The following is a 20,779-nucleotide window of genomic DNA, read 5'->3' on the forward strand; positions in this document are numbered from 1 at the left end:
CACCGAAACCGGCAACGACTACTTTGGCGCGGTATTACGAGTCGGCGATGGGAAGGTTCATGACGCCGGATTGGGCAGCCACACCGGTGCCGATTCCATACGCGAAACCGGCGCTACCCCAATCGCTGAACCTATACGGCTACGTCGCGAACAATCCAATAACCGGAATCGATCCGGATGGGCATCAGGATCCCAAGTCGGCGCCAGCAGGAGACAAACCAGTTCAGACTACGAAGGAATGTGATGCTGCGACCGGTGCTTCATGCACCACCGAAGAAGAGGACACGTACGACACACAGCGAAGCGGAAATCAGATCACGCTCTATGTTAAACACGTCACCACGACAACGGATGCGAATGGTAAAGTGATCTCAACGAACGAGACGATCACGAATGCGATTTACAATGTGCAAAAGGATGGCACGATTGGTTTTTCCCGAGCACTGCAGGGCGAACCAGGGGACCAGCATTCGGTTACCCAGAACGATGCCGAGAAGGCGCTCGGTGGAGCTTCGCGCGTGTACGATCAAATCGCGGACAAAATCCGAACCGATGGATTACTGCGATATGTCGGAACAGTTGTTGCTGCAATTCCCTCTGCGGCCCATTTTGTTCATGAGGTTGCCGAGAAAAGTTTTCTTAAGGCGGCCGGGACCACCATAGAGCACTTCTCCATTGAGCATGTAATTGATGAAGGCGCTCTCGTTGAAAAATAGCTCCAGCGCTCTGCTGGAATTTTGGATGGAATGCGGAATGTCAGAAGAAACGGAGCCAAAATCTGTTTACTCACTTCTGCGAATTATTTCGCTTGCCACATTATGGATGGCGTTTTACGCGTGGGCCAAATTGTCGCGAACGAGCAGCATCTCACCTGCACTGCTCTTGGCGGTGTACGTCCTCATCGGAACAGCCCGATTAGTCCTAAATTTCAGAGAAGCAACAAAGTTGGAGTTTTGCTGCGAAACCGTACATGTTCTTGCAATGATGTCTTTCGTCTACGGTGCATTTCACGAATCGGCGCCTTTCACTTGGGCCTTCATCTACGCCACGATCTTCTATCTCCCTAGTCACACACTTCACTGCAATCGCAAGCTAGCATTTGTGATCGGGCTTCTCATACTCTGTATCGTCGCGTCGCTGACCCTTAATCTCGTAGTCGATCCGCAAGCACGCAACTACATGAGCGGCGCATACGCCGTTCTTGTGACTTTGCTCTGGATGTTTTGCTCGAAGCTCAGCGCCCGGGTGTTTGGCCTTGACGAAATGGAATCGTCACTTCGTTACTGAACGGAGTTTGAACGGAGTTTCGAGGACAGACGGAATAATCCCCTTTTAGGCACTGCACCGGCGAATACAATCTTCGTGGTATCGGCACCCAAGCCGCCCATTCGATAGCCTGATGCCATGGCCCGTCTCCCTCGTGTGATCGCCGTCGGCATACCGCACCATGTCACCCAGCGTGGCAACGCTCGCCAGTTTCTCCTCACCACCGACGCTGCGCACGTGGATTAGCCTGTTTACCGATTAGCAAACAAAATCTTGTCAGTCCGCATGTACCACCTTTGCGGTAAATTCGCCGACTTGAACACTTTTCTGGCTCCAGGGTCACGTTTTGTGGCCTTCCAGGAAAAAAATCACGGTCCCAAACCGGCTTTTTTTAACCCCCTTTCAGAGCGCCTCTCCGTAAATACCCGCGGAATAAGCACTTGGAAAAAGTTGTTTACCACTTTCTAACTTCGGGTTTTGCCGTAAGTTTTCCTCGTTTCTTCCCGTTAACTTCCTACGGCGACTCCCTGAAAATCATCCTCTACAATCAAAACCATGAAGACTGCCCTCCTCGCTCGCGAGATCCTGACGCCGCTCGATCGCATTCATAACGGCATCCTCATCTTCGAAGACGGCTGCATTCTGGAAGTCGGCAATCGCGATTGCATCGAGGTCCCCCGCGCCTGCCGCACCATCGATCTGGGCGACGCAATCCTCACTCCCGGATTCATTGATCTTCACATCCACGGCGGTGCCGGGCACGACGTGATGGAAGGCGACGATGCCGCACTCGAAGCCGTCGAACTTCTCATCGCGAAGCACGGCGTCACCAGCTACTGCCCAACCACGGTTACGGCAGCAACCGACGTGACCCTCGTTTCACTCAATAAAATCGGGCACTTCATCGAGCGCATGGCTTCGCACGGTCCCGCCAACAACGGACGCGCGCGCCCCCTCGGCGTGCACCTCGAAGGCCCCTTCCTCGCCGAGTCGCGACGCGGCGTGCATCCGCCGAACCATCTGCAAGCGCCGTCCATCAAGCTCTTTCACGAGATGTGGCAAGCCGCCATCGGCCGCGTGAAAGTGCTGACCATCGCACCGGAATTACCAGGCGCCATCGAGTTGATTCACGAAGCACGCAAGCGCGGCGTAGTGGTGAGCCTCGGTCATTCCAACGCCGATCTCTGCGAAGCCAAGCGCGGCATCAGCGCCGGCGGACATCACGCGACGCACACCTTCAACGCCATGCGCCCACTCCAGCACCGCGACGCCGGCCTACTCGGCGCCATCCTCACCCAGCAATGCGTCACCGCCGACATCATCGTCGATGGCATTCACGTGGATCCCACGGTAGTGAAGTTGTTCCTGCGCGCGAAGGGTGTGGAGGGCGCAGTGCTCATCACCGATGCAACCAGTGCGACCGGCATGCCCGATGGTACGTATCACCTTGGCAATATCGAAGTGGAAGTGAAGGACGGGCAGTGCATCTCGCAAGGCAAACTTGCCGGCAGTGTTCTCACACTCGATCGCGCCGTGCGCAACGTGATGGACTTCGCCGGTTGGACGCTGCAGAATTCAGTACGCCTCGCGACCTACAATCCCGCCCGCGTGCTCGGCGTGGAAAACAGCAAAGGCGTTTTAAAAGCCGGCGCCGACGCCGACATCCTGGTGATGAACGCCGCTGGCGAAATCCGAAATACGATCATCGGTGGTATTGGGATCTAGGGTTTTCCTCTTTGCCATTTTTCGTCATTGAGGGTTGACGGAATTTGTCAGTGCGACAAAAGTGGACACGTCTTGCCGTTGACAATTCGTTTGTAAGTTGCTGATTTCACAGCGATAAAACTACCCTTTCGAGTTTGGCACGGCCATTGCACTAGTACTGGGCATTCGAGCGAGCCACAGAGTTTAGTGGCAACACGAGGCCGGGACACCTCGTGCAAAGGCAAGTACTCGGGGGAGGGTACAAGCCATAGGGAGGACTAGAGCACAGCTCTAGTCCTTTACCTTTTGTGGCGATATTCCGCATCGCGCACAGCTTGCGGTGACCCCAATCACTGCTGAGAACCCCTTTTCCTTCTAACGTTTACCCAGAATGATTGCAGTTAGAGCAAGCCGTTCGCGCGGGTTGTGCTGCGTTGCCACACTAGGGATGATCACGCCCGTGGCAGGAGGCATAGCGCTTCCCTCGCTGTTTGGAACGACGCTCCTTGGACTGGCGGCAGGGCTTGCCGGCGGAGCGGTGCTTTACCTCATCGCGCGCGTGCACTACCGCAAACTTTTCCGGCAAATGCAAGTGGCGTTTGAACTGGCCGAGCACAGTGAGCACGAGCGCGATCTTGCGCAGCAAGAACTGGTGCGGCGGCTTGAGGAAGAGCGCGAGTTGGCGAAGGAAAAAATCCAGTTTGAAGCGCAGCTCGGCGACTACGAGAAGTACGCGGCGTTGGCGCAACTGGCGCTGGGAGCGGCGCACGAAATCAACAATCCCTTGCTCGGCATTCTGTCGCACCTCGAGTGGGAGAAGAAAACCGCAGACGCGGCGACAAAGGAAGAGATCGATCAATGCATTGAGGGCGCGAAGCGGATTTCGTCGGCGGTGCGCGGGCTGTTGAACTACGCGCGGCCGGGACCGCTATTGCTCGGCCGCATCCATCTCGATCGCCTGGTGGCGGAGACGGTTGCGTTTATTGCGCACCAGCCGATGTTTCGTGCGATTCGTCTCGAGAACCGTGTGCCGTCAGATCTGCCGCCAATTACCGCAGATTCGAACCAGATATCGCAGGTGCTGATGAACCTGCTTTTGAATGCGGCGCAGGCGACGCCGCCCGGCGGGACGGTGACGGTATCGGCGGAGAAGGTAAAGTTCAACGAACTGATTGAGCTGCGAGTGAGCGACACCGGCGCGGGTATTCCTCCGGACATTCTGCCGCACGTCTTCGAGCCATTCTTCACCACCAAGCGCAACCAGGGGACAGGACTTGGGCTGAGCATCAGCCAGGCTTACGTGCGCAGCCACAGTGGGACGATCCACGTGGAGAGCCAACAGAATCGTGGAACGATTGTTCGTATCGTGCTGCCAATCCGGCAGGAAGGACGACCAGTGTTGCAGGACGAGGAGGTCGTAGTCTAGTGGCCTACTCGATCCTCATCTGCGACGACGAAGCTCTGACGCTGAAGACGATCAGCCGCGCCCTGGAGGCTGAGGGTTACGAGATCTTCCTTGCCCAGAGTGGCGAGCAGGCAGTGGAGATCGCGCAGAGGGAGCATCCGGACATCGCACTGCTCGATGTGGTGCTGCCGGGTATCGACGGCGTGGAAGTGCTGCGCCAATTGAAGCGGCTGGATTCATCGATCGTGGTGGTGATGATGAGCGCTTATCGCGTCGTGGAGCGCGCGGTGGAAGCGCTGAAACTCGGCGCCTACGACTACCTGACGAAGCCATTTCACGTCTCAGATATGGTGAACACCATCGGGCGCGCAAGCGAGGTTCTGGCGCTTCGTGTTCGGGTGCGCGATTCCGTTCAGGATGCGCGCGGGCGCTACGACTTCGGAAGAGTGGTGACGCGAAACGCCGCGCTGGCGGCGATGCTGGAGCAGGCCAAGAAAGCTGCGGAGTCGGACAAAACTACGATCCTGATTCAGGGCGAGAGCGGCACGGGCAAAGAAGTGATGGCGAAGACAATCCATTACTACAGCCCACGAGCGCAGCAACCCCTGGTCTCGCTGAACTGCGCGGCGCTGCCGGACACGCTGTTGGAGAGCGAGCTGTTCGGTTACGAACCTGGCGCGTATACCGACGCGCGGCGGCGCAAAGAAGGCCTGCTGGAGAAAGCACACGCCGGAACGTTGTTCCTGGATGAGATCGGGAACATGTCGTTCAGTGTGCAGGCAAAGCTGCTGCGCGTGTTGGAGGAAGGCAACTTCATGCGCCTGGGCGGAACGCGGACAATCCAGGTCGATGTGCGAATCATTGCGGCAACAAACAAAGTTCTGAAGGATGCCGTGTCGCGTGGAGAGTTTCGCGACGATCTCTTCTACCGTCTCAACGTAATGCCGCTCTTCATCCCGCCATTACGCGAACGCAAAGAAGACACTGTGCCGATCGCGCTCGACATGATGAAGCGCTTCAACAAAGACTTGAAAAAGAACTTCACTGGAATGACGCCAGAGGCTGCCGAGTGCCTGCGCGCCTACACCTGGCCCGGGAACATCCGCGAATTGCGCAATGTAATGGAACGGACGATGATCCTTGCGACTCACGGTGACATTTCGCTCGATGACTTGCCGCACGAGATTCGGGAGTTCGACGCCCCGCCGGAAACATCGTCCGGCGAGGTGGAGATCTCATCGCTAACCACGCCGTTTGTCACCCTCGAAGAGTTGGAGGATCGGTACATTCTTGAGGTGCTTACCGCGACGGGAAATAATAAGACGCACGCGGCGAGGATCCTGGGAATCCATCCAACGTCATTGGCGCGAAAACTGAAGAGGATTCCAGAAGAAGTAGCCGCAGAGCACTAGCGTGCGACCGATAAGCGTACTTCGAGGCGCGATTCAAATTCGGTGAACTGCTTATCGGCAAGAAGCTTTTGTACAGGTGCGATCGAGGCCTTCCCATCTCAGAGATTGGCGTTGGCGACGTGGTAGTCAGCTTCGACGACCGCGTTGGGGAATGCGCCTTTCTTGTCGTGTAGGCTTTTGGCACTTTTGGGATAGCGCTCAAAAAGGGATTGGGGTAGCTTCTTGGGCTTAGATCTTCGAGAAGGATGACAGATGAACAAACATAAGCTGGCAGAAGAATGCGCGGAAGCAGTCGACAAGATTGAAGCCGAGATGAAGCGCATCGGGTATTGGCAGGAAGCGCCGCTTCGCGAGGAGCAGTACGGATTCCAGCAGGCGTTTGCCATGGACACGATGACCTACGCGCAGTGGCTGCAGTTCGCCTTTTTGCCCAGGGTGCGCGAGGCCATCACGAGCCAGCAGTTTCCAAAAAGCAGCGACGTGGGAACCCAGGCAATTCGAGAGTTCGACGGTGACATAAACGCCTCAGGACTCGTAACACGGTTGTGCGACTTTGACGCGCTGTTCTCCTAAGTCGTGACGATTCATTACGAAATGGTGAAATGTTCCAACAAAAAAGCTGATGAAGTACATAAGAACTTTACGTTTGTTAAATCGATTTTTCTGCGACAAAATGCTTCTTAGCACATCTAACGTAGTGAATGAATTTGACGCTCTACTCAGCTCAGTGGTGCCCGGATTGCCGGGTGGCCAAACGGTTTCTCGATAAACACAAGATCCCCTATCGGGAGGTCAACATAGAGACGACGCCTGGCGCGGCGGAGGAATTGATCCGCAATGTTGGGAAGCGGGCGATCCCGCAGTTCGTCATCGACGGTAAGTGGGTACAGCCTTATCGTCCGGGACATGGTTTTTTGTACGACGAGATGGCGGAGCTTCTCGGCGTAAGTTCGTAACGAGTTTTTGTACAAGCTCCGTGCACAGCGGAGGACGCATAGCACCTCCTGTCCGGCGGATTGCCAAGTCCGCCGGAATTTTTTTGCCTTTTCGCTTCAGGCAACTCTTCAACGCTACAGAGAGCTGGCTCTGTATCGGGTCTTGCATCCCGGCTTGCACCAGTCCTTGCACAAGTCCTGCACCAGTGTCCTTGCACCAGGACTTGCACCAGGACTTGTATCAGGTCTTGTATCAGGGCACGACTTCAGTCGTGCCGAAAACGGCTAAAAAAGAACTGGGCTTTAGCCCCTGCCCGCGCTCAACGTCGAGGCCCGCTGTATTGCTCAACATAACGAGGCGCCGAGATCTCTTCCCGCAACTTCGGATCCCGCTCCGCCGGCCCCACCACCGTTTCGAATGGCACCACCCCCGCCCAGCAGCTCAGCGCGTAATCATCGGCGTCGTCTTCGGGTGGGCCTTGCCGAACCTTCGCGGAGGCTTCGGTGAGCGGGACTTTGAGAACGCTGGTCGCTTTGAGTTCCTGCGCATTCGGGTAGCGGATCTCGTTCCATCGACCGGGGGCGAGACGCTCCGTAAACGCGCGCAGCGCCGCGATCTTTTCTTCATCCGTCTCGAGAGGTGTTCCCTTTCCCAGCACGACGACAGAGCGATAGTTGACCGAGTGATTGAACGCGGAGCGCGCGAGCACGAGACCGTCAATGTGCGTGACCGTCACGCAGACTTCGAGGCCGGCGGCTAGGTTGCGCAGCATCCGGCTTGCGGAGGAGCCATGGACATATAGATCGTTATCAATACGCCAGTAGCTCGTCGGGATAACGAAGGGGTGGCCGTCGTGAACGAAGCCCATGTGGCAGACGAAGCCGGCGTCGAGAATCGCGTGGATGGTCTCGCGGTCGTACACACCACGATGGGGTTCGCGGCGCACCGTGGTGCGCTCCGAGTTCAAGGACATTATTTCTTCTCTTTCGGGTCGAGATCGATCGAAGCCGAGTTGATGCAGTAGCGCAGGCCCGTAGGCTTGGGGCCGTCTTCGAAGACGTGGCCGAGATGGGCGTCGCACTTAGAGCATCGGACTTCGGTGCGTGTCATGCCGAATCCGCGGTCTTCGAGCTCGGTGACGTTCTGCTGGTCGAGCGGGACGAAGAAGCTTGGCCATCCGCAGCCGGAATCAAATTTGGCTTCGGAAGAAAACAGCGGTTCGCCACAGCAGATGCACTTGTACGTGCCGTCGGTGTGAGTGTTCCAATATTTACCGGTGAAGGCGCGCTCGGTGCCGCGTTCGCGGGCGACGTGGTACTGCTCGGGTGTGAGCTGTTCGCGCCACTGTTCGGATGTCTTGTTGACCTTGTCGGCCATGTCAACTCCTTCTGAACTTGAATCCGCAGGTTTGTCACTATTCTATGCGGAGGGGTAAGCTATCGGACACGATAGAAGTTGCCCTGGAGATATCGATGAAAGTGGTACTTGAAAAGACTCTCGTGGTCATGATTGCGGCGCTGTTGCTGAGTTGCGCAACCTTTGCAGCGACCCCCAAAGAAGTTACCTATAAGAGCGGCAACGACACGGTCAAAGCCATCCTGTATGCGCCCGATGGCGCGAAGGGCAAGCTGCCCGCGCTTGTCGTCATTCATGAGTGGTGGGGGTTGAATGATTGGGTGAAGGAACAGGCATCGAAGCTGGCGGACCAGGGATATGTGACTCTGGCGATCGATCTGTATCGCGGCGGCGTGGCGAAGACTTCCGACGAAGCTCATGAGTTGATGCGGGGCGTACCGAATGATCGGGCGTCGCGAGATTTGACGGCGGCGGCGGAGTTTTTGCGGTCGCAACCGAATGTGGATGCGTCGCGCGTAGGAGACATTGGGTGGTGTATGGGCGGCGGATATGCGCTCGACCTCGCGCTCTCGGACGCGAAGCTGAAGGCCTCGGTGATTAATTACGGGCATCTGATGGTGGAACCTAGCAATCTGGCGAAGATCAACGCTGCGGTGCTGGGACTTTTCGGCGCGCAGGACCGCGGGATTCCGGTGGACAGCGTAAAGGCGTTCGGCGACGAGTTGAAGAAGCAGGGGAAGACCGTGGAGATCAAGATTTACGACGACGCGGGACATGCGTTTGAGAATCCGAATAACAAGGATGGGTATCGAGCGGCCGATGCCGAGGATGCTTGGAAACGGACGACGGCGTTTTTAGAGAAGAATTTGAAGGGCAAATAGTTCAACGAGCAGAGGGTTACATATCGCAAGGGATCATTGGACTTTGTTGCAGTACGTACCGGATCACTCCGAAGAGGTCTGGCTCTTCCGGAAGAACCTTCGTCCGCGATTTTCGCCTGCAGACCAGGAATTCCGCCGTGTAGCGTATATTACGTTCCACTACCGGATCTCTGGACCGAAGAAGCTGCCGACCGCCGCTGAGATGGAAATGTTTTCGGACCTGGAGGAAGAGATCATCAATGGGGAAGGACACAGCTTCACTTTAGTTGCCGTAGCCACCAAGACGGGAGTGCGCGACTATATGTTCTATGTGAGCGATCCAAAATCGATCCAGCAATGCGCATCGAACCTAATGGACCGATTCGCGGAGTACGGCGTCCAACTCGAAGTGGAAGATGATCCGGACTGGAAGCACTACCTCGATTTTCCAGGCGGTCAGGACGTCCAATAGAACAGTGTCCCGCCGATTGTTTTATACCGACCATTACACCCTTCCCTTGCCTGAGGGACACCGGTTTCCGATTTCAAAATACAAATTGCTGCGCGAGATGTTGGAGCGCGATTCGCTCTTTGAGTTTGTCCCGGCACCGCTGGCTAAGCCGGAGGTGATTGCACTCGTGCATGACGCTGCCTACGTTGAACAATTTGTTCAGGGGGAGTTGAGTGCGCAGGCGATGCGGAGGATTGGGTTTCCGTGGTCGCCGGAGTTGGTGAAGCGGACACTCGGATCGGTGGGCGGAACGTTGAGTGCGGGGATGGATGCGTTGAGCTCAGGATTCGGTGGGACGCTGGCAGGTGGGACGCATCACGCCTTCCGTAGCGAAGGCTCTGGCTATTGCGTCTTCAACGATATCGCCATCGCCATTCTCTACCTGCGAAGCAAAGGCCTCGCTCAGCGCGCTGCCGTGATCGATCTCGACGTGCACCAGGGCGATGGCACAGCGCAGATATTTCAGAACGATGCGTTGGTACTGACGATCTCAGTCCATAGCCGAGCGAATTTTCCGTTTCGCAAGCAGGTGAGCAAGATCGACATCGAGTTGGAAGACGCAACGCACGATGACGAGTATTTGAACGTTGTTGATGGGTTGTTGCCGCGGGTGGCGGATTTCAAACCCGAGATTTTGTTCTATCAATCAGGCGTGGATGGGTTGGCGACGGATTCGCTGGGGAGATTGGCATTGACCCACGCAGGTTTAAAAGAGCGCGACCGCCGCGTGTGCACCTTCGCGCGCAGCTTCGGCGTGCCGCTGGTCATCACGCTCGGCGGCGGCTACTCGCTCCCCATCGAGCATACCGTCACCGCCCACGCCAACACTTTCCGCACCGCAGCGGATGTTTTTGTCGTGTGACGAACTTCACACGGAGCTGTGTTGCAGATCACTTACTTCGTGACACGACCCAGATATTTTGCAAGTGTGGAGTATTTCCGGTAAATAGCTCTGGTCTTTGACAATCTTCCGCGGCCAGCCCGCGACACCGCTGGCACTTCCGTCAGTGCTTCCTCGTCATTGCGAGGAGCGCGGAAGCCCGACGTGGCAATCTCCTGTCCGCAGGCAGCGCCGAAATGCGCGCTAACTCTCACGCGCTCAAATATTTACCTCTAAGTACCTTTAGAAAGTAATATTTACGAGATTTCCACAGCCTAAGTTGCTGAAAACAAAATATAGGGGGGAGGGGGTACCCCCTCCCTAAAACCTATTTCCGCTTCGGACGGTAGATGTGGGTGGATTGTCCGTAGAAGACTTCCGCCGCTTCCATGATCGTCTCCGACAAGGTCGGATGCGGATGGATGCTGAGCTTGATGTCGCCTGCTAGGGCACCCATCTCGATGGCGACCACGCCTTCGGCGATCATTTCACCAGCGCCCGGGCCACAGATGCCGACACCTAACACGCGCTCAGTTTGCGGGTCGATGATGAGCTTGGTGAGGCCCTCGGTGCGGTCGATGGTGACGGCTCGACCGCTGGCAGCCCAGGGGAATTTCGTGACCGTGACTTCGCGGCCTTCGTTTTGAGCCTGAGTTTCGGTGAGGCCGGCCCACGCAATTTCTGGGTCGGTGAAAACGACAGCCGGAATGGCTTGCGGTTCGAAGGCGACTTTATGGCCGGCGATGGATTCGACGGCGACGAGACCTTCGTGTGAGGCCTTGTGCGCGAGCATCGGTTCGCCGACGACGTCGCCGATGGCGTAGATGAATGGATCGTCGGTCATGAGCGACGGGTTCACCTGGAGGAAGCCCTTCTGGTTCACCTTGACGCGCGTCTTGTCGAGGCCGGGGATCTGCGAGTTCGGCTTGCGCCCGACGGAGACGAGGACGCGATCGTAGGTCTGCTCTTCTTCTTTGCCGTCCTGCGTTTTGAATTTCACCTTCACGGCACTGCCAGTGTCGGCAATGCTGATGACGGTGGTGTTGAGCATGATGGCTTCGAAGATGCCAGTGAGGCGCTTGTGCAGCGGGGCAACGAGATCGCGATCCGCACCGGGAAGCAATCCAGCCGTCATTTCCACGACGCTGACCTTGCTGCCGATGGCCGCATAGACGGAGCCGAGTTCGAGCCCGATGTAGCCGCCGCCGACTACCAGCAGGCGCTTGGGAATGTCTTCGAGGTTGAGCGCGCCAGTGGAATCCATCACGCGCGGTGAGCCGATGTTGAACGCCGGTATGACCGCGGGGCGGGAGCCGGTGGCGAGAATGAGCTTATCGAAGTGCAGCGTCTCTTCACCGCCTGCGGTCTTCTCGACCTTGACGGTGCAGGAGTCGACGAGCGTGGCTTTGCCCTGGATGTAGGTGACCTTGCGTTGCTTCGAGAGCTGGCCGAGTCCGCCAGTGAGCTTCTTGACCACGCCTTCCTTGAAGGTGCGCAGGCGCTCGAGGTCGATCTTCGGCGCGTCGTAGGTGACGCCCCAGTTCGTGGAGTGCTTGGCTTCTTCGATCAACTTGGCGACATGGAGGAGCGCCTTCGACGGGATGCAGCCGCGGTAGAGGCAGACGCCGCCGGGGTTGAGTTCCATGTCGATGAGGGTGACGGTCATGCCGAGGTCGGCGGCGAGGAACGCAGCGGCATAACCGCCGGGGCCGCCACCGATGACAGCGATGTTGGGAGTTTTCTGGTCGGCCATTTCGATCTGGTTCCTCAACCTTGCAGGAGCAGCAGCACCGGTTGTTCGAGCGCGTCAGCGACCCAGCGAAGGTAGCGGGCGGCGTCGGCACCATCAATGATGCGGTGGTCGTAGCTGAGCGAGAGCGGGAGCATCGTCCGGGGCTCGAAGTGATCGTTGACCCACACGGGCTCAGTGCGTCCGCGCGAGAGGCCCAGGATGGCAACCTCGGGGAGGTTCACGATCGGCGTGAATGATGTGCCGCCAATGCCACCGAGGTTGGTGATGGTGAAGGTGCCACCTTCCATCTCTTCCGGCTTGAGCTTGCGTTCGCGCGCGCGCTTCGAGAGTTCGTTCATCTCGGCCGCGATCTGATAGACGTTTTTCTGGTCCACGTTGCGAAGTACGGGAACGAGGAGTCCGGCTTCAGTGTCAACGGCGACGCCGATGTGCACGTACTTCTTATAGATAATTTCTTCGCGATCGATATCGATGGACGCGTTGAACTTGGGGAACTTCTTCATCGCGGCAGCAATGACTTTGAGCGCGATGGCCGTGACTGTGAGCTTGCCACCCGCGGCTTCGGCTTGCTTCGCGAACTTCTCGCGCAGCTTTTCGAGCTCGGTGATATCAGCGCGGTCGTGCTGAGTAACGTGCGGGATGGTGGTCCAGGCCTGCGTGAGACGCTCAGCAGTTTTGCGCCGAATGCTGCGCATCTGCTCTTTCTCGATCGAGCCCCACTTGCTGAAGTCGGGGAGCACGACCTTGGGAGCGGCCTTCGCGGTAGCGGCTTCGTGCTGGAGGCGCACGATCAGTTGCTTTGCGAAGAGCTTTACATCCCCTTCGCTGATGCGTCCGCCGGGACCGGTTCCCTTCACCTGCACGATGTCGACGCCGATTTCGCGAGCGAGACGGCGTACCGTGGGCGACGCGGCGACAGTGGGACGGCCCGGCGTCAGTGGCGTGAGAGAGACCCGCACGCCAAGATCACGAACGTCGGGCGGATGCGCCTCGCGTTCGGTTTTGCCTTCGCTGCGCAGAGCGAGTTCGAACTGAAGGCGAGCAAGTTGCTGTCCGCTGAGTTCGAAGTCGCGAGCAGCGGTCGCGGAAGAAGATCCACCGCCGCCAGTGGGCGGCTGTGGATTGCCTTCGGTGTTGGAGTGCGGATGCGGGGGCTGAGTATTGCCTTCCGTGTTCGAGGAAGCGCCGCCGCCGGTGGGCGGTTGCGTGTTGCCCTCGGTGTTGGTGTGTGGATGTGGCGGCTGGGTGTTACCCTCGGTGGTTTCGACGGTGAAGATCGTTTGGCCAACGCCGATCTTGTCGCCTTCCTTCACATGCACTTCTTTGATGGTGCCGGTCAATGTGGCGGGAACTTCGATGACAGCTTTGTCGGTTTCAAGTTCGAGGATCGGTTGGCCGTCGCTGACACTCGCACCTTGCTTAGCGATGATGCGGACGAGCTGGCCTTGCTTTATGTTCTCGCCTAGTTCCGGAAGCTTGAACTCGATCGTTTGTTTTGTGCCGGTGCTCGCGGCAGGTTTTGCAGCAGAAGGCGCAGCTTGCTTGGGTGCTTCAGCCTTAGGCTCGGCCTTGGGTTTGTCTTCGGTCTTTGCAGGAGCCGCGGGCTGCACCGGGGCGGCGGCCGCGCCGTCGCCATAGGTGAAGATGATGGCGCCGACTTTCAGCTTCTGGCCTTTTTGGACTTTGACTTCCTGTACCTTGCCGCTGACGGTGGAAGGAACTTCGATGACGGCCTTGTCCGTCTCGAGTTCGATCACAGGCTGGCCTTCCTTGACGGTGTCGCCGGGCTTCACCATCACACGAACCAGGTCGCCGCTGGCAATATTCTCACCCAGTTCGGGGAGTTTAAATTCCTGTGCCACGAAGGATCCTTTCTAAACGGTGAACGGATTCGGCTTGTTGGGATCGACGCCGAGATCCTTGATAGCGCGGCTGACCGCGTCGGGTTTCACTTTGCCGTCGCGCATGAGCGCGGTGAGCGTACCGACGACGATGTGCTTGGCATCGACCTCGAAGAAGTCGCGCAACGATGCGCGGCCTTCGCTGCGGCCGAAGCCGTCGGTACCGAGCGCGAGGAGCGGACGCGGGAACCACTGCGAAATGGATTCCGGCATTGCCTTCACATAGTCGGAAGCAGCGACAAAGACGCCTTCGGCGTCTTTCAACTGCTCGCCGATGAAGGTCTGGCGCGGCTTCTCCGCCGGGTGCAGCATGTTCCAGCGGTCCACGTCATTGCCGTCTTTGTAGAGTTCCTTGTAGCTGGTGATGCTCCAGATATCGCTCGCGATGTCGTACTTGGACTCGAGGATTTCGGCGGCCTTGATCACTTCCTGCATGATGGTGCCGGAGCCGAAGAGGTTCGCCTTGAGCTTCGACTTGTGCTCCGACTTCTTGAAGCGATACATGCCGCGGAGAATACCTTCGCGCACACCTTCGGGCATGGCGGGGTTCTCGACCGGCTCGTTCATAACGGTGATGTAGTAGAAGATGCTTTCGCCGTCGTGATACATGCGCTTGATGCCGTCCTGAATGATGATCGCGAGTTCAAAGGCGAACGCGGGATCGTAGGCCATGCAGGTAGGAACCGGGTAAGCGAGCAGGTGGCTGTGGCCGTCCTGGTGCTGGAGACCTTCGCCGGCAAGGGTGGTGCGTCCGGCGGTGCCGCCGAGCATGAAGCCGCGGCAGCGGGTGTCAGCGGCGGCCCATACGAGATCGCCAATGCGCTGGAATCCGAACATCGAGTAGTAAATGAAGAACGGAATCGTCGGGATGCCGTGCGTGGAATATGCACTGCCCGCAGCGATGAACGAAGACATCGAACCGGCCTCGGTGATGCCCTCTTCGAGAATCTGGCCGTCCTTAGACTCCTTGTAATAGAGGAGCGTGTCCATATCGACAGGCTCGTAGAGCTGGCCTACGCTGGAGTAGATACCCACCTGGCGGAAGAGCGCTTCCATACCGAAGGTTCGAGCTTCGTCGGGAACGATGGGCACGACGTACTTGCCGAATTCGGGATCGCGCAGCAGTTTGCCGAGCATGCGAACGAAGACCATGGTGCTCGATGCCTTGCGGCCTTCAGTGCCCTTGTAGAACTCTTCAAAGAGCTCTTCCTTCGGGATGGGCAGCGCGGCGGCGCGGACCTTGCGGGCCGGCATGTATCCGCCGAGTTGCTTGCGGCGTTCCTGCAGGTATTTGATTTCGGCCGAGTCGTCGCTGGGGCGATAGAACGGGGCTTTCGCGAGATCTTCATCGGCGACAGGGATGCCGAAGCGCGAGCGGAAGATTTTGAGCTCTTCTTCGTTGAGCTTCTTCTGCTGGTGGGTGATGTTCTTGCCCTCGCCACTTTCGCCGAGGCCGTAACCCTTGATCGTCTTGGCGAGAATGACCGTGGGCGAGCCCTTGTGATCGACGGCCTCTTTGTAGGCGGCGTGAACTTTGATCGGGTCGTGTCCGCCGAGGCGCAGGTGTTCGAGCTGCTCGTCGCTGAGGTGCTCGACCATCTTGAGCAGGCGCGGGTCGGTGCCGAAGAAGTTCTGGCGGAAGTAGCGTCCGGTTTCGACGGCGTACTTCTGGAACTGGCCGTCGGTGATTTCGCCCATGCGCTTTACGAGCAGACCGTCGGTGTCCTTCTCAATGAGGCTGTCCCAATCGCTGCCCCAGATAACTTTGATTACGTTCCATCCGGCGCCGCGGAAGTTGGCTTCAAGTTCCTGGATGATTTTGAAATTGCCGCGGACGGGGCCGTCGAGGCGCTGGAGGTTGCAGTTGATAACGAAGATGAGGTTGTCGAGGCGTTCCCGCGAAGCGAGAGAAATTGCACCGAGCGACTCGGGCTCATCGGTTTCGCCGTCACCGAGGAAGGCCCAGATCTTGCCGCTGGTCGCAGTCTTGAGGCCGCGGTTTTCGAGGTACTTGTTGAAGCGAGCCTGGTAGATCGCGGTGATCGGACCGAGTCCCATGGAGACCGTGGGGAATTCCCAGAAGTCGGGCATGAGCCACGGGTGCGGATAGGACGAGAGGCCGCCGCCGGGATGAAGTTCGCGGCGGAAGTTCTCCAGCTTCTCGATCGGGAGACGACCTTCGAGGAACGCGCGGGAGTAGATGCCGGGGGCGCTGTGTCCCTGGAAATAGACGATGTCACGATCGCCATCTTCAGTAGCGGCGCGAAAGAAGTGGTTGAAGCCGACTTCGTAGAGCGTGGCCGCGGAGGCGAAGGTGGAGATGTGGCCGCCGATTCCCTCTTCGACCTTGTTGGCGCGCATGACCATGGCCAGAGCGTTCCAGCGAATAAGGCTCTTAATGCGACGTTCCATTTCCTGGCTGCCGGGAAACGGGGGCTGGCGGTCGGCGGGGATGGTGTTTTCGTAGGGAGTGGTGGCAGTGAATGGGAGTTTTACGCCGGCGCGCTCGCATTGCAACTGGAGCTGCTGAATCAGGCGTCCTACGCGCTCGGGGCCTCCGGTTTGGAGGACGTATTCGAGCGACTCAAGCCATTCACGGTTCTCTAAGACTTCCAGGGAATTAATGTCGATTGTGTCTAGATTAACAGGATTCATCCGAAGCGATTCCTTCTATTTTTCCTTTATGACATATTAAATCGTTTTCAGTGATCCGTGTTACTGGGGGTTGTGACAGGGACATCGATATTCACAAATGCGACAATGTTGCAGAAATTGTGGGGGCCACTGTGCCGAAATTGAGTGAACGAGCGTTGGGGATCAAGCAGTCGGAGATCCGCGTGATGAGCGTGGAGTGCGAGCGGGTGAAGGGGATCAACCTGGCGCAGGGCATTTGCGATACGGAGGTTCCGCCACCGGTGCGTCAGGGCGCGCACGAGGCGATTGAGAACGGCAACAACCAGTACACGCGAATGGATGGCATCGCGGGGCTGCGTCAGGCGATCGCGAAGAAGATGAAGCGGTACAACCGGATTGAGCGTGATCCGGAGACGGAAGTGGTGGTCACGGGGGGATCGACGGGAGGCTATCTGTCGACGTGCCTGGCGCTGCTGGAGGCTGGCGATGAGGTGATTCTCTTTCAGCCTTATTACGGATACCACGTGCATACGCTGGAGACGTTGGGTGTAACGCCGCGATTTGTGAATCTGCAGCCGCCGTCGTGGGAGTTCAAGAAAGAAGAGTTAGAGCGGGCGATCTCAGCGCGGACGAAGGCGATCGTGGTGAATACTCCGGGGAACCCGAGCGGCAAGATGTTCACGCGCGAAGAACTGGGATGGATTGCCGAGATCGCTTCTCAACACGATCTGTTTGTGATCACGGATGAGATTTACGAGTACTTCCGGTATGACGGGCGGGAGCATATCAGCCCGGCGACGGTCGATAGACTGCGCGAGCGGACGGTTACGATCTCGGGATTCTCGAAGACGTTTAGTGTGACAGGATGGCGGCTGGGGTACGTGGTGGCAGACGCAAAGTGGACGAACGCGATTAAGTATTTCAGCGATCTCGCGTATATCTGCGGGCCGTCGCCACTGCAGTGGGGCGTGATGATGGGAATCGATGAACTCGGCGATGAGTTTTACGACGAGTTGAATGCGGAGTATGCGCAGAAGCGCCGGTTGCTTTGCGACACGCTTCATGAAGTTGGGTTGACGCCGTTTGAGCCACAGGGTTCGTATTACGTGCTGGCGGATGCGAGTTCCCTTCCCGGTAAGGACAGCAAAGAACGGGCGATGCATTTGTTGCATACGGCGGGAGTGGCGACCGTGCCGGGCGAGTCGTTTATGAAATCGGGTGGGGAGACGCTGCTGCGGTTTTGTTTTGCCAAGAGGATGGAGGAGTTGGAGGAGGCTTGCAGACGCCTCGAAGGTGTCAGAGCGAACGTTTAAAGCGGCGTTTCTTCGGAGACGTTTTGCGGGCGCGCGGATCAGGATCGATTTCGCGGTCAGGTTCGCGTTCGAAGTCGGTGGGAACGCCGGGGCCGGCCAGGATTCCACAGTAATAGTTTATCCAATACGCATGGTCACGTTCGGCGGGTGGGCGCGTGTGTTTTTTCAAGATGCGCGAATGCTTTTTCATGATTAAAAGATAACGCCTCGGTTTTGGAGGTGCATAGCTTTTGAACACAAGGTTGCTCCCCTCCTGACGCGCATCGGTGTGCGCGTTCTCCGGTCACAGCGTCAGCGACAAAAAAAAGGCGGAGCATTTCTGCTCCGCCGAAATCACATCATTCGAAAGAAACTCTAATGCGCTTGCAGACCCAACGCGCACTTGTGGGCTTCGTAGGCCTGGACTTCCTGCTTCTTGTAAGCCTTGGTGCGGCGCGTTAGTTCTTCGAAGTCAACTTCGTGGGCGTCGAACTCGGGGCCTTCGACGCAGGCAAAGCGGACTTTGCCGCGGACGGTGACGCGGCATCCGCCACACATGCCGGTGCCGTCGATCATGACCGGGTTCACGCTGGCGTAGGTTTTGATGCCGAGGTCCTTGGTGGCTTTGGCGGCGGCACGCATCATGGGAATGGGGCCGATAACGTGCGAAAGGTCGGGCTTCTCGCCGCTGGCTTTCACGACGTCCTGGAGAAGCTGAACCACGTTGCCGGCGAAGCCGAAGCTGCCGTCGTCGGTGGCCCAGATAACTTCGTCCGCTACGGCGAGGAGTTCTTCGCGGAGGATGCGAAGACTGTCGGTGCGCGCGCCGGCGAGGACGACGGTGTAATTCCCTGCTTCCTTGAAGGCCTTGGCGACGGGAAGGACTTCGGCGACGCCGACGCCTCCGGCGAGCAGCGTGACCTTGCCAACACTGGTGATATGGGCAGGTTCACCGAGGGGTCCGACAACATCGTGGAAGGCACCGTCGGCGGGGGTGGCGACTGTCACAGCCGAGGTTTTGCCAATGCGCTGCACAACGATGGTGATGGTGCCGCGCTCTTTGTTTCCGTCAACGAGCGTGAGGGGAATGCGTTCGCTGCCGGCGTTGGGGCGGACGATGATGAACTGACCGGGCTTCCAGCGTTTGGCGATGCGCGGGGCTTCAACTTCGAAGAGGGCAGTCTCGGGCGTTAGCTGTTGTTTGCGAATGATCTTGTTCATGCTTCCGCTCCTACGATCTCCACTTCTTTCTGTTGCAGCTTGAGCGCCTTGTCGATGGCATCAGCGGCGGCAAGGCCATCGCTCATGGCAAGGATGACGGTGGAACCTCCGCGTACGACGTCGCCACCAGCGAAGACCTTGTCCATGTTGGTCTGGCGATTGACGTCGACCACGATCTTGCCGCGATTAGTGATGAGCTGCGGTGTGGTGCGCTGGAGCGTGGGGTTGGGAGCCTGGCCGACGGCGGCAATGACGGTGTCGACTGGGATGCGGTAGTTCGAGCCCTCGATGGGCACGGGCGAGGGGCGTCCGCTGGAGTCGGGCTCACCGAGCTTCATGCGGATACATTCCATTTCGTTGAGCCAGCCGTTTTCATCGCCAAAGAGCGCGACGGGCGCGCCAAGAAATTCGAACTTGATGCCTTCCTGCTCGGCGTGCTCGATCTCTTCGGCGCGGGCGCGGAGTTCGGCGCGGCCACGGCGGAAGAGGATGGTGGTGTCGGCGCCAAGACGCTTCGACCAGCGGGCAGCATCCATGGCGGAGTTGCCGCCGCCGATGACGACTGTGTGCTTGCCAATGTTGACCGGGGTGTCGGCACCGGTTTCGTTGGCGTTCATCAGGTTGATGCGGGTAAGGAACTCATTCGCGGTGTAGACGCCGATGAGATTCTCGCCGGGGATGTTGAGCATGAACGGCAGACCCGCGCCGGTTCCGAGGAAGACCGCTTCGAAACCTTCTTCGTGGAAGAGCTCTTCCAGGGTCACGCTATTGCCGACGATGACGTCGGTTTCGAACTTCACGCCCATGGCTTCGAGGCGGGCAATTTCGCTGTCGAGAATCTCGCGCGGAAGGCGGAAGGGCGGAACACCATATATAAGGACACCGCCCAGGCGATGCAATGCCTCGAAGACGGTGACGCGGTAGCCGCGCTGTGCGAGGACGAAGGAAGCCATCAGCGAAGCGGGGCCACTGCCGACCATGGCGATTTTAGGTCCCGTGGGATTTGCTTTCACCACCGGAGCTTTGCCGTTGAACTGCCGGTGGTGGTCCGAACAGAAGCGCTCGAGCGAGCCGATCGCGACGGGATCGAGCTTCTTTCCGAGGAGGCAGGCGCTCTCGCAGAAAAGCTCGTGCTGGCAGACGCGTCCGCAGATACCTGGGAAGGGGCTGCGTTCGCTGATCTTGTCGAACGCACTGGCGACGTCGCCCAGAACTATGTGCTGGATGAAAGATTTGATGTCGATATGAAGCGGACAGGCCTCAACGCATTTGGCGTCTTTGCAATTGAGACAGCGTAACGATTCCACCTGAGCTTGTTCGGTCGTAAAGCCACCCGCAACTTCGACCGCGCCGCCCTGAACGCGAACGTTCGGAGCGACTTCGGGAGGTATTTGGCGAGGGGCCTTCGGGTTCCGTTTGATAGGAGGCATACCGGTCCTTTGCCCGCAATACGGGCTAGAACATGGTGACTCCGGGACAAGCGAGAGTCTGTGATGGGGGTCACGTGAGGTTGGTTAGGCAACCGAAGTGTTGGGATTTCCCTCGGCAGTATTGCGTCGACAGGGGTCCTTCGACTTCGTTTCGCTTCCCACCCCAGCAAGCTCAACTACGGAACTCGCCGGGGGGCCCGGCTTCGCGAAACTCCGCT

19 protein-coding genes are annotated in these 20,779 nt (G+C 58.1%); 11 read left to right on the forward strand and 8 right to left on the reverse strand.

Translation table 11 applies throughout. The features are described 5' to 3' along the window. Nucleotides 1–23 precede the first annotated feature (23 nt). From ACID345_RS14335 to ACID345_RS14365, 7 genes are all read left to right on the forward strand, one after another. A complete protein-coding gene (locus ACID345_RS14335) occupies nt 24–716 on the forward strand; it encodes an RHS repeat-associated core domain-containing protein (RefSeq protein WP_083763758.1) in 693 nt (230 codons plus the stop codon). Continuing rightward, a complete protein-coding gene (locus ACID345_RS14340; RefSeq protein ID WP_011523581.1) occupies nt 688–1,287 on the forward strand; it encodes a hypothetical protein in 600 nt (199 codons plus the stop codon). Before ACID345_RS14335 ends, ACID345_RS14340 begins: the two co-directional genes overlap by 29 nt. Before the next feature lie 534 nt (nt 1,288–1,821). Beyond that, nucleotides 1,822–2,991 (forward strand): N-acetylglucosamine-6-phosphate deacetylase, encoded by a 1,170-nt coding sequence (nagA, locus tag ACID345_RS14345; protein ID WP_011523582.1) that lies wholly within the window; start codon nt 1,822–1,824, stop codon nt 2,989–2,991. A gap of 439 nt (nt 2,992–3,430) precedes the next feature. After that, complete coding sequence (locus ACID345_RS14350; RefSeq protein WP_011523583.1) at nt 3,431–4,396, forward strand: sensor histidine kinase; 966 nt, start codon at nt 3,431–3,433, stop codon at nt 4,394–4,396. After that, nucleotides 4,396–5,787: a sigma-54-dependent transcriptional regulator gene (locus ACID345_RS14355; protein WP_011523584.1), complete on the forward strand. Its 1,392-nt coding sequence runs from the start codon at nt 4,396–4,398 to the stop codon at nt 5,785–5,787. The genes ACID345_RS14350 and ACID345_RS14355 overlap by 1 nt, the downstream gene beginning before the upstream one ends. A 252-nt stretch (nt 5,788–6,039) precedes the next feature. After that, nucleotides 6,040–6,360, forward strand: coding sequence for a YqcC family protein (locus ACID345_RS25630; RefSeq protein WP_011523585.1), 321 nt, complete (start codon nt 6,040–6,042; stop codon nt 6,358–6,360). Nucleotides 6,361–6,488: 128 nt separating this feature from the next. Continuing rightward, on the forward strand, nt 6,489–6,743 hold the full coding sequence (locus ACID345_RS14365) for a glutaredoxin family protein (RefSeq protein WP_011523586.1): 255 nt from the start codon (nt 6,489–6,491) through the stop codon (nt 6,741–6,743). Between the two features lie 299 nt (nt 6,744–7,042). Here ACID345_RS14365 and ACID345_RS14370 read toward each other — a convergent pair whose 3' ends face one another. Next, on the reverse strand, nt 7,043–7,696 hold the full coding sequence (locus tag ACID345_RS14370; protein ID WP_011523587.1) for a pyridoxamine 5'-phosphate oxidase family protein: 654 nt from the start codon (nt 7,694–7,696) through the stop codon (nt 7,043–7,045). Further along, a complete protein-coding gene (msrB, locus tag ACID345_RS14375) occupies nt 7,696–8,100 on the reverse strand; it encodes a peptide-methionine (R)-S-oxide reductase MsrB (protein ID WP_011523588.1) in 405 nt (134 codons plus the stop codon). Before msrB ends, ACID345_RS14370 begins: the two co-directional genes overlap by 1 nt. A gap of 95 nt (nt 8,101–8,195) precedes the next feature. Here msrB and ACID345_RS14380 point away from each other — a divergent pair, with 95 nt between their 5' ends. From ACID345_RS14380 to ACID345_RS14390, 3 genes are read left to right on the forward strand one after another with little or no spacing between them, the layout of a single operon-like run. Continuing rightward, nucleotides 8,196–8,960 carry a dienelactone hydrolase family protein gene (locus tag ACID345_RS14380; protein WP_011523589.1) on the forward strand — a complete coding sequence of 255 codons (765 nt, stop codon included), beginning with the start codon at nt 8,196–8,198 and terminating at the stop codon, nt 8,958–8,960. A 43-nt stretch (nt 8,961–9,003) separates the two neighbouring features. Then, on the forward strand, nt 9,004–9,411 hold the full coding sequence (locus ACID345_RS14385; RefSeq protein ID WP_011523590.1) for a DUF695 domain-containing protein: 408 nt from the start codon (nt 9,004–9,006) through the stop codon (nt 9,409–9,411). A 4-nt stretch (nt 9,412–9,415) separates the two neighbouring features. Continuing rightward, on the forward strand, nt 9,416–10,312 hold the full coding sequence (locus tag ACID345_RS14390; protein WP_011523591.1) for a histone deacetylase family protein: 897 nt from the start codon (nt 9,416–9,418) through the stop codon (nt 10,310–10,312). A 346-nt stretch (nt 10,313–10,658) separates the two neighbouring features. On the opposite strand, the gene lpdA is transcribed toward ACID345_RS14390, so the two are convergent. Genes lpdA through aceE form a run of 3 tightly spaced genes read right to left on the reverse strand, consistent with a single transcriptional unit; the run spans nt 10,659 to nt 16,639 of the window. Continuing rightward, a complete protein-coding gene (lpdA, locus tag ACID345_RS14395; protein WP_011523592.1) occupies nt 10,659–12,083 on the reverse strand; it encodes a dihydrolipoyl dehydrogenase in 1,425 nt (474 codons plus the stop codon). Nucleotides 12,084–12,097: 14 nt separating this feature from the next. Next, complete coding sequence (locus tag ACID345_RS14400) at nt 12,098–13,945, reverse strand: dihydrolipoyllysine-residue acetyltransferase (RefSeq protein ID WP_011523593.1); 1,848 nt, start codon at nt 13,943–13,945, stop codon at nt 12,098–12,100. 12 nt (nt 13,946–13,957) lie between these two features. Further along, complete coding sequence (gene aceE, locus ACID345_RS14405) at nt 13,958–16,639, reverse strand: pyruvate dehydrogenase (acetyl-transferring), homodimeric type (RefSeq protein WP_011523594.1); 2,682 nt, start codon at nt 16,637–16,639, stop codon at nt 13,958–13,960. A 131-nt stretch (nt 16,640–16,770) separates the two neighbouring features. On the opposite strand from aceE, the gene ACID345_RS14410 reads away from it, so the two are divergent. After that, the gene (locus ACID345_RS14410; protein ID WP_011523595.1) at nt 16,771–17,931 is read left to right on the forward strand and encodes a pyridoxal phosphate-dependent aminotransferase; all 1,161 of its coding nucleotides are present in this window, start codon (nt 16,771–16,773) and stop codon (nt 17,929–17,931) included. Here ACID345_RS14410 and ACID345_RS14415 read toward each other — a convergent pair. From ACID345_RS14415 to gltA, 3 genes are all read right to left on the reverse strand, one after another. Beyond that, nucleotides 17,915–18,169, reverse strand: coding sequence for a hypothetical protein (locus ACID345_RS14415; RefSeq protein ID WP_011523596.1), 255 nt, complete (start codon nt 18,167–18,169; stop codon nt 17,915–17,917). The genes ACID345_RS14410 and ACID345_RS14415 overlap by 17 nt on opposite strands. Nucleotides 18,170–18,285: 116 nt before the next feature. Continuing rightward, on the reverse strand, nt 18,286–19,131 hold the full coding sequence (locus ACID345_RS14420) for a sulfide/dihydroorotate dehydrogenase-like FAD/NAD-binding protein (protein WP_011523597.1): 846 nt from the start codon (nt 19,129–19,131) through the stop codon (nt 18,286–18,288). Beyond that, nucleotides 19,128–20,561 carry an NADPH-dependent glutamate synthase gene (gene gltA, locus ACID345_RS14425; protein WP_011523598.1) on the reverse strand — a complete coding sequence of 478 codons (1,434 nt, stop codon included), beginning with the start codon at nt 20,559–20,561 and terminating at the stop codon, nt 19,128–19,130. Before gltA ends, ACID345_RS14420 begins: the two co-directional genes overlap by 4 nt. Nucleotides 20,562–20,779: the final 218 nt, after the last annotated feature.

This window comes from Candidatus Koribacter versatilis Ellin345, from assembly GCF_000014005.1.
In the GTDB taxonomy this organism is placed as follows: domain Bacteria; phylum Acidobacteriota; class Terriglobia; order Terriglobales; family Acidobacteriaceae; genus Korobacter; species Korobacter versatilis_A.

What these genes read in the sequence shown, in the direction of transcription:
- lpdA (WP_011523592.1), bottom strand. Translation starts at nt 12,083, where the DNA reads ATGGCCGACCAGAAAACTCCCAACATCGCTGTCATCGGTGGCGGCCCC.
- aceE (WP_011523594.1), bottom strand. Translation starts at nt 16,639, where the DNA reads ATGAATCCTGTTAATCTAGACACAATCGACATTAATTCCCTGGAAGTC.
- ACID345_RS14380 (WP_011523589.1), top strand. Translation starts at nt 8,196, where the DNA reads ATGAAAGTGGTACTTGAAAAGACTCTCGTGGTCATGATTGCGGCGCTG.
- ACID345_RS25630 (WP_011523585.1), top strand. Translation starts at nt 6,040, where the DNA reads ATGAACAAACATAAGCTGGCAGAAGAATGCGCGGAAGCAGTCGACAAG.
- ACID345_RS14365 (WP_011523586.1), top strand. Translation starts at nt 6,489, where the DNA reads ATGAATTTGACGCTCTACTCAGCTCAGTGGTGCCCGGATTGCCGGGTG.
- nagA (WP_011523582.1), top strand. Translation starts at nt 1,822, where the DNA reads ATGAAGACTGCCCTCCTCGCTCGCGAGATCCTGACGCCGCTCGATCGC.
- gltA (WP_011523598.1), bottom strand. Translation starts at nt 20,561, where the DNA reads ATGCCTCCTATCAAACGGAACCCGAAGGCCCCTCGCCAAATACCTCCC.
- ACID345_RS14420 (WP_011523597.1), bottom strand. Translation starts at nt 19,131, where the DNA reads ATGAACAAGATCATTCGCAAACAACAGCTAACGCCCGAGACTGCCCTC.
- ACID345_RS14370 (WP_011523587.1), bottom strand. Translation starts at nt 7,696, where the DNA reads ATGTCCTTGAACTCGGAGCGCACCACGGTGCGCCGCGAACCCCATCGT.
- msrB (WP_011523588.1), bottom strand. Translation starts at nt 8,100, where the DNA reads ATGGCCGACAAGGTCAACAAGACATCCGAACAGTGGCGCGAACAGCTC.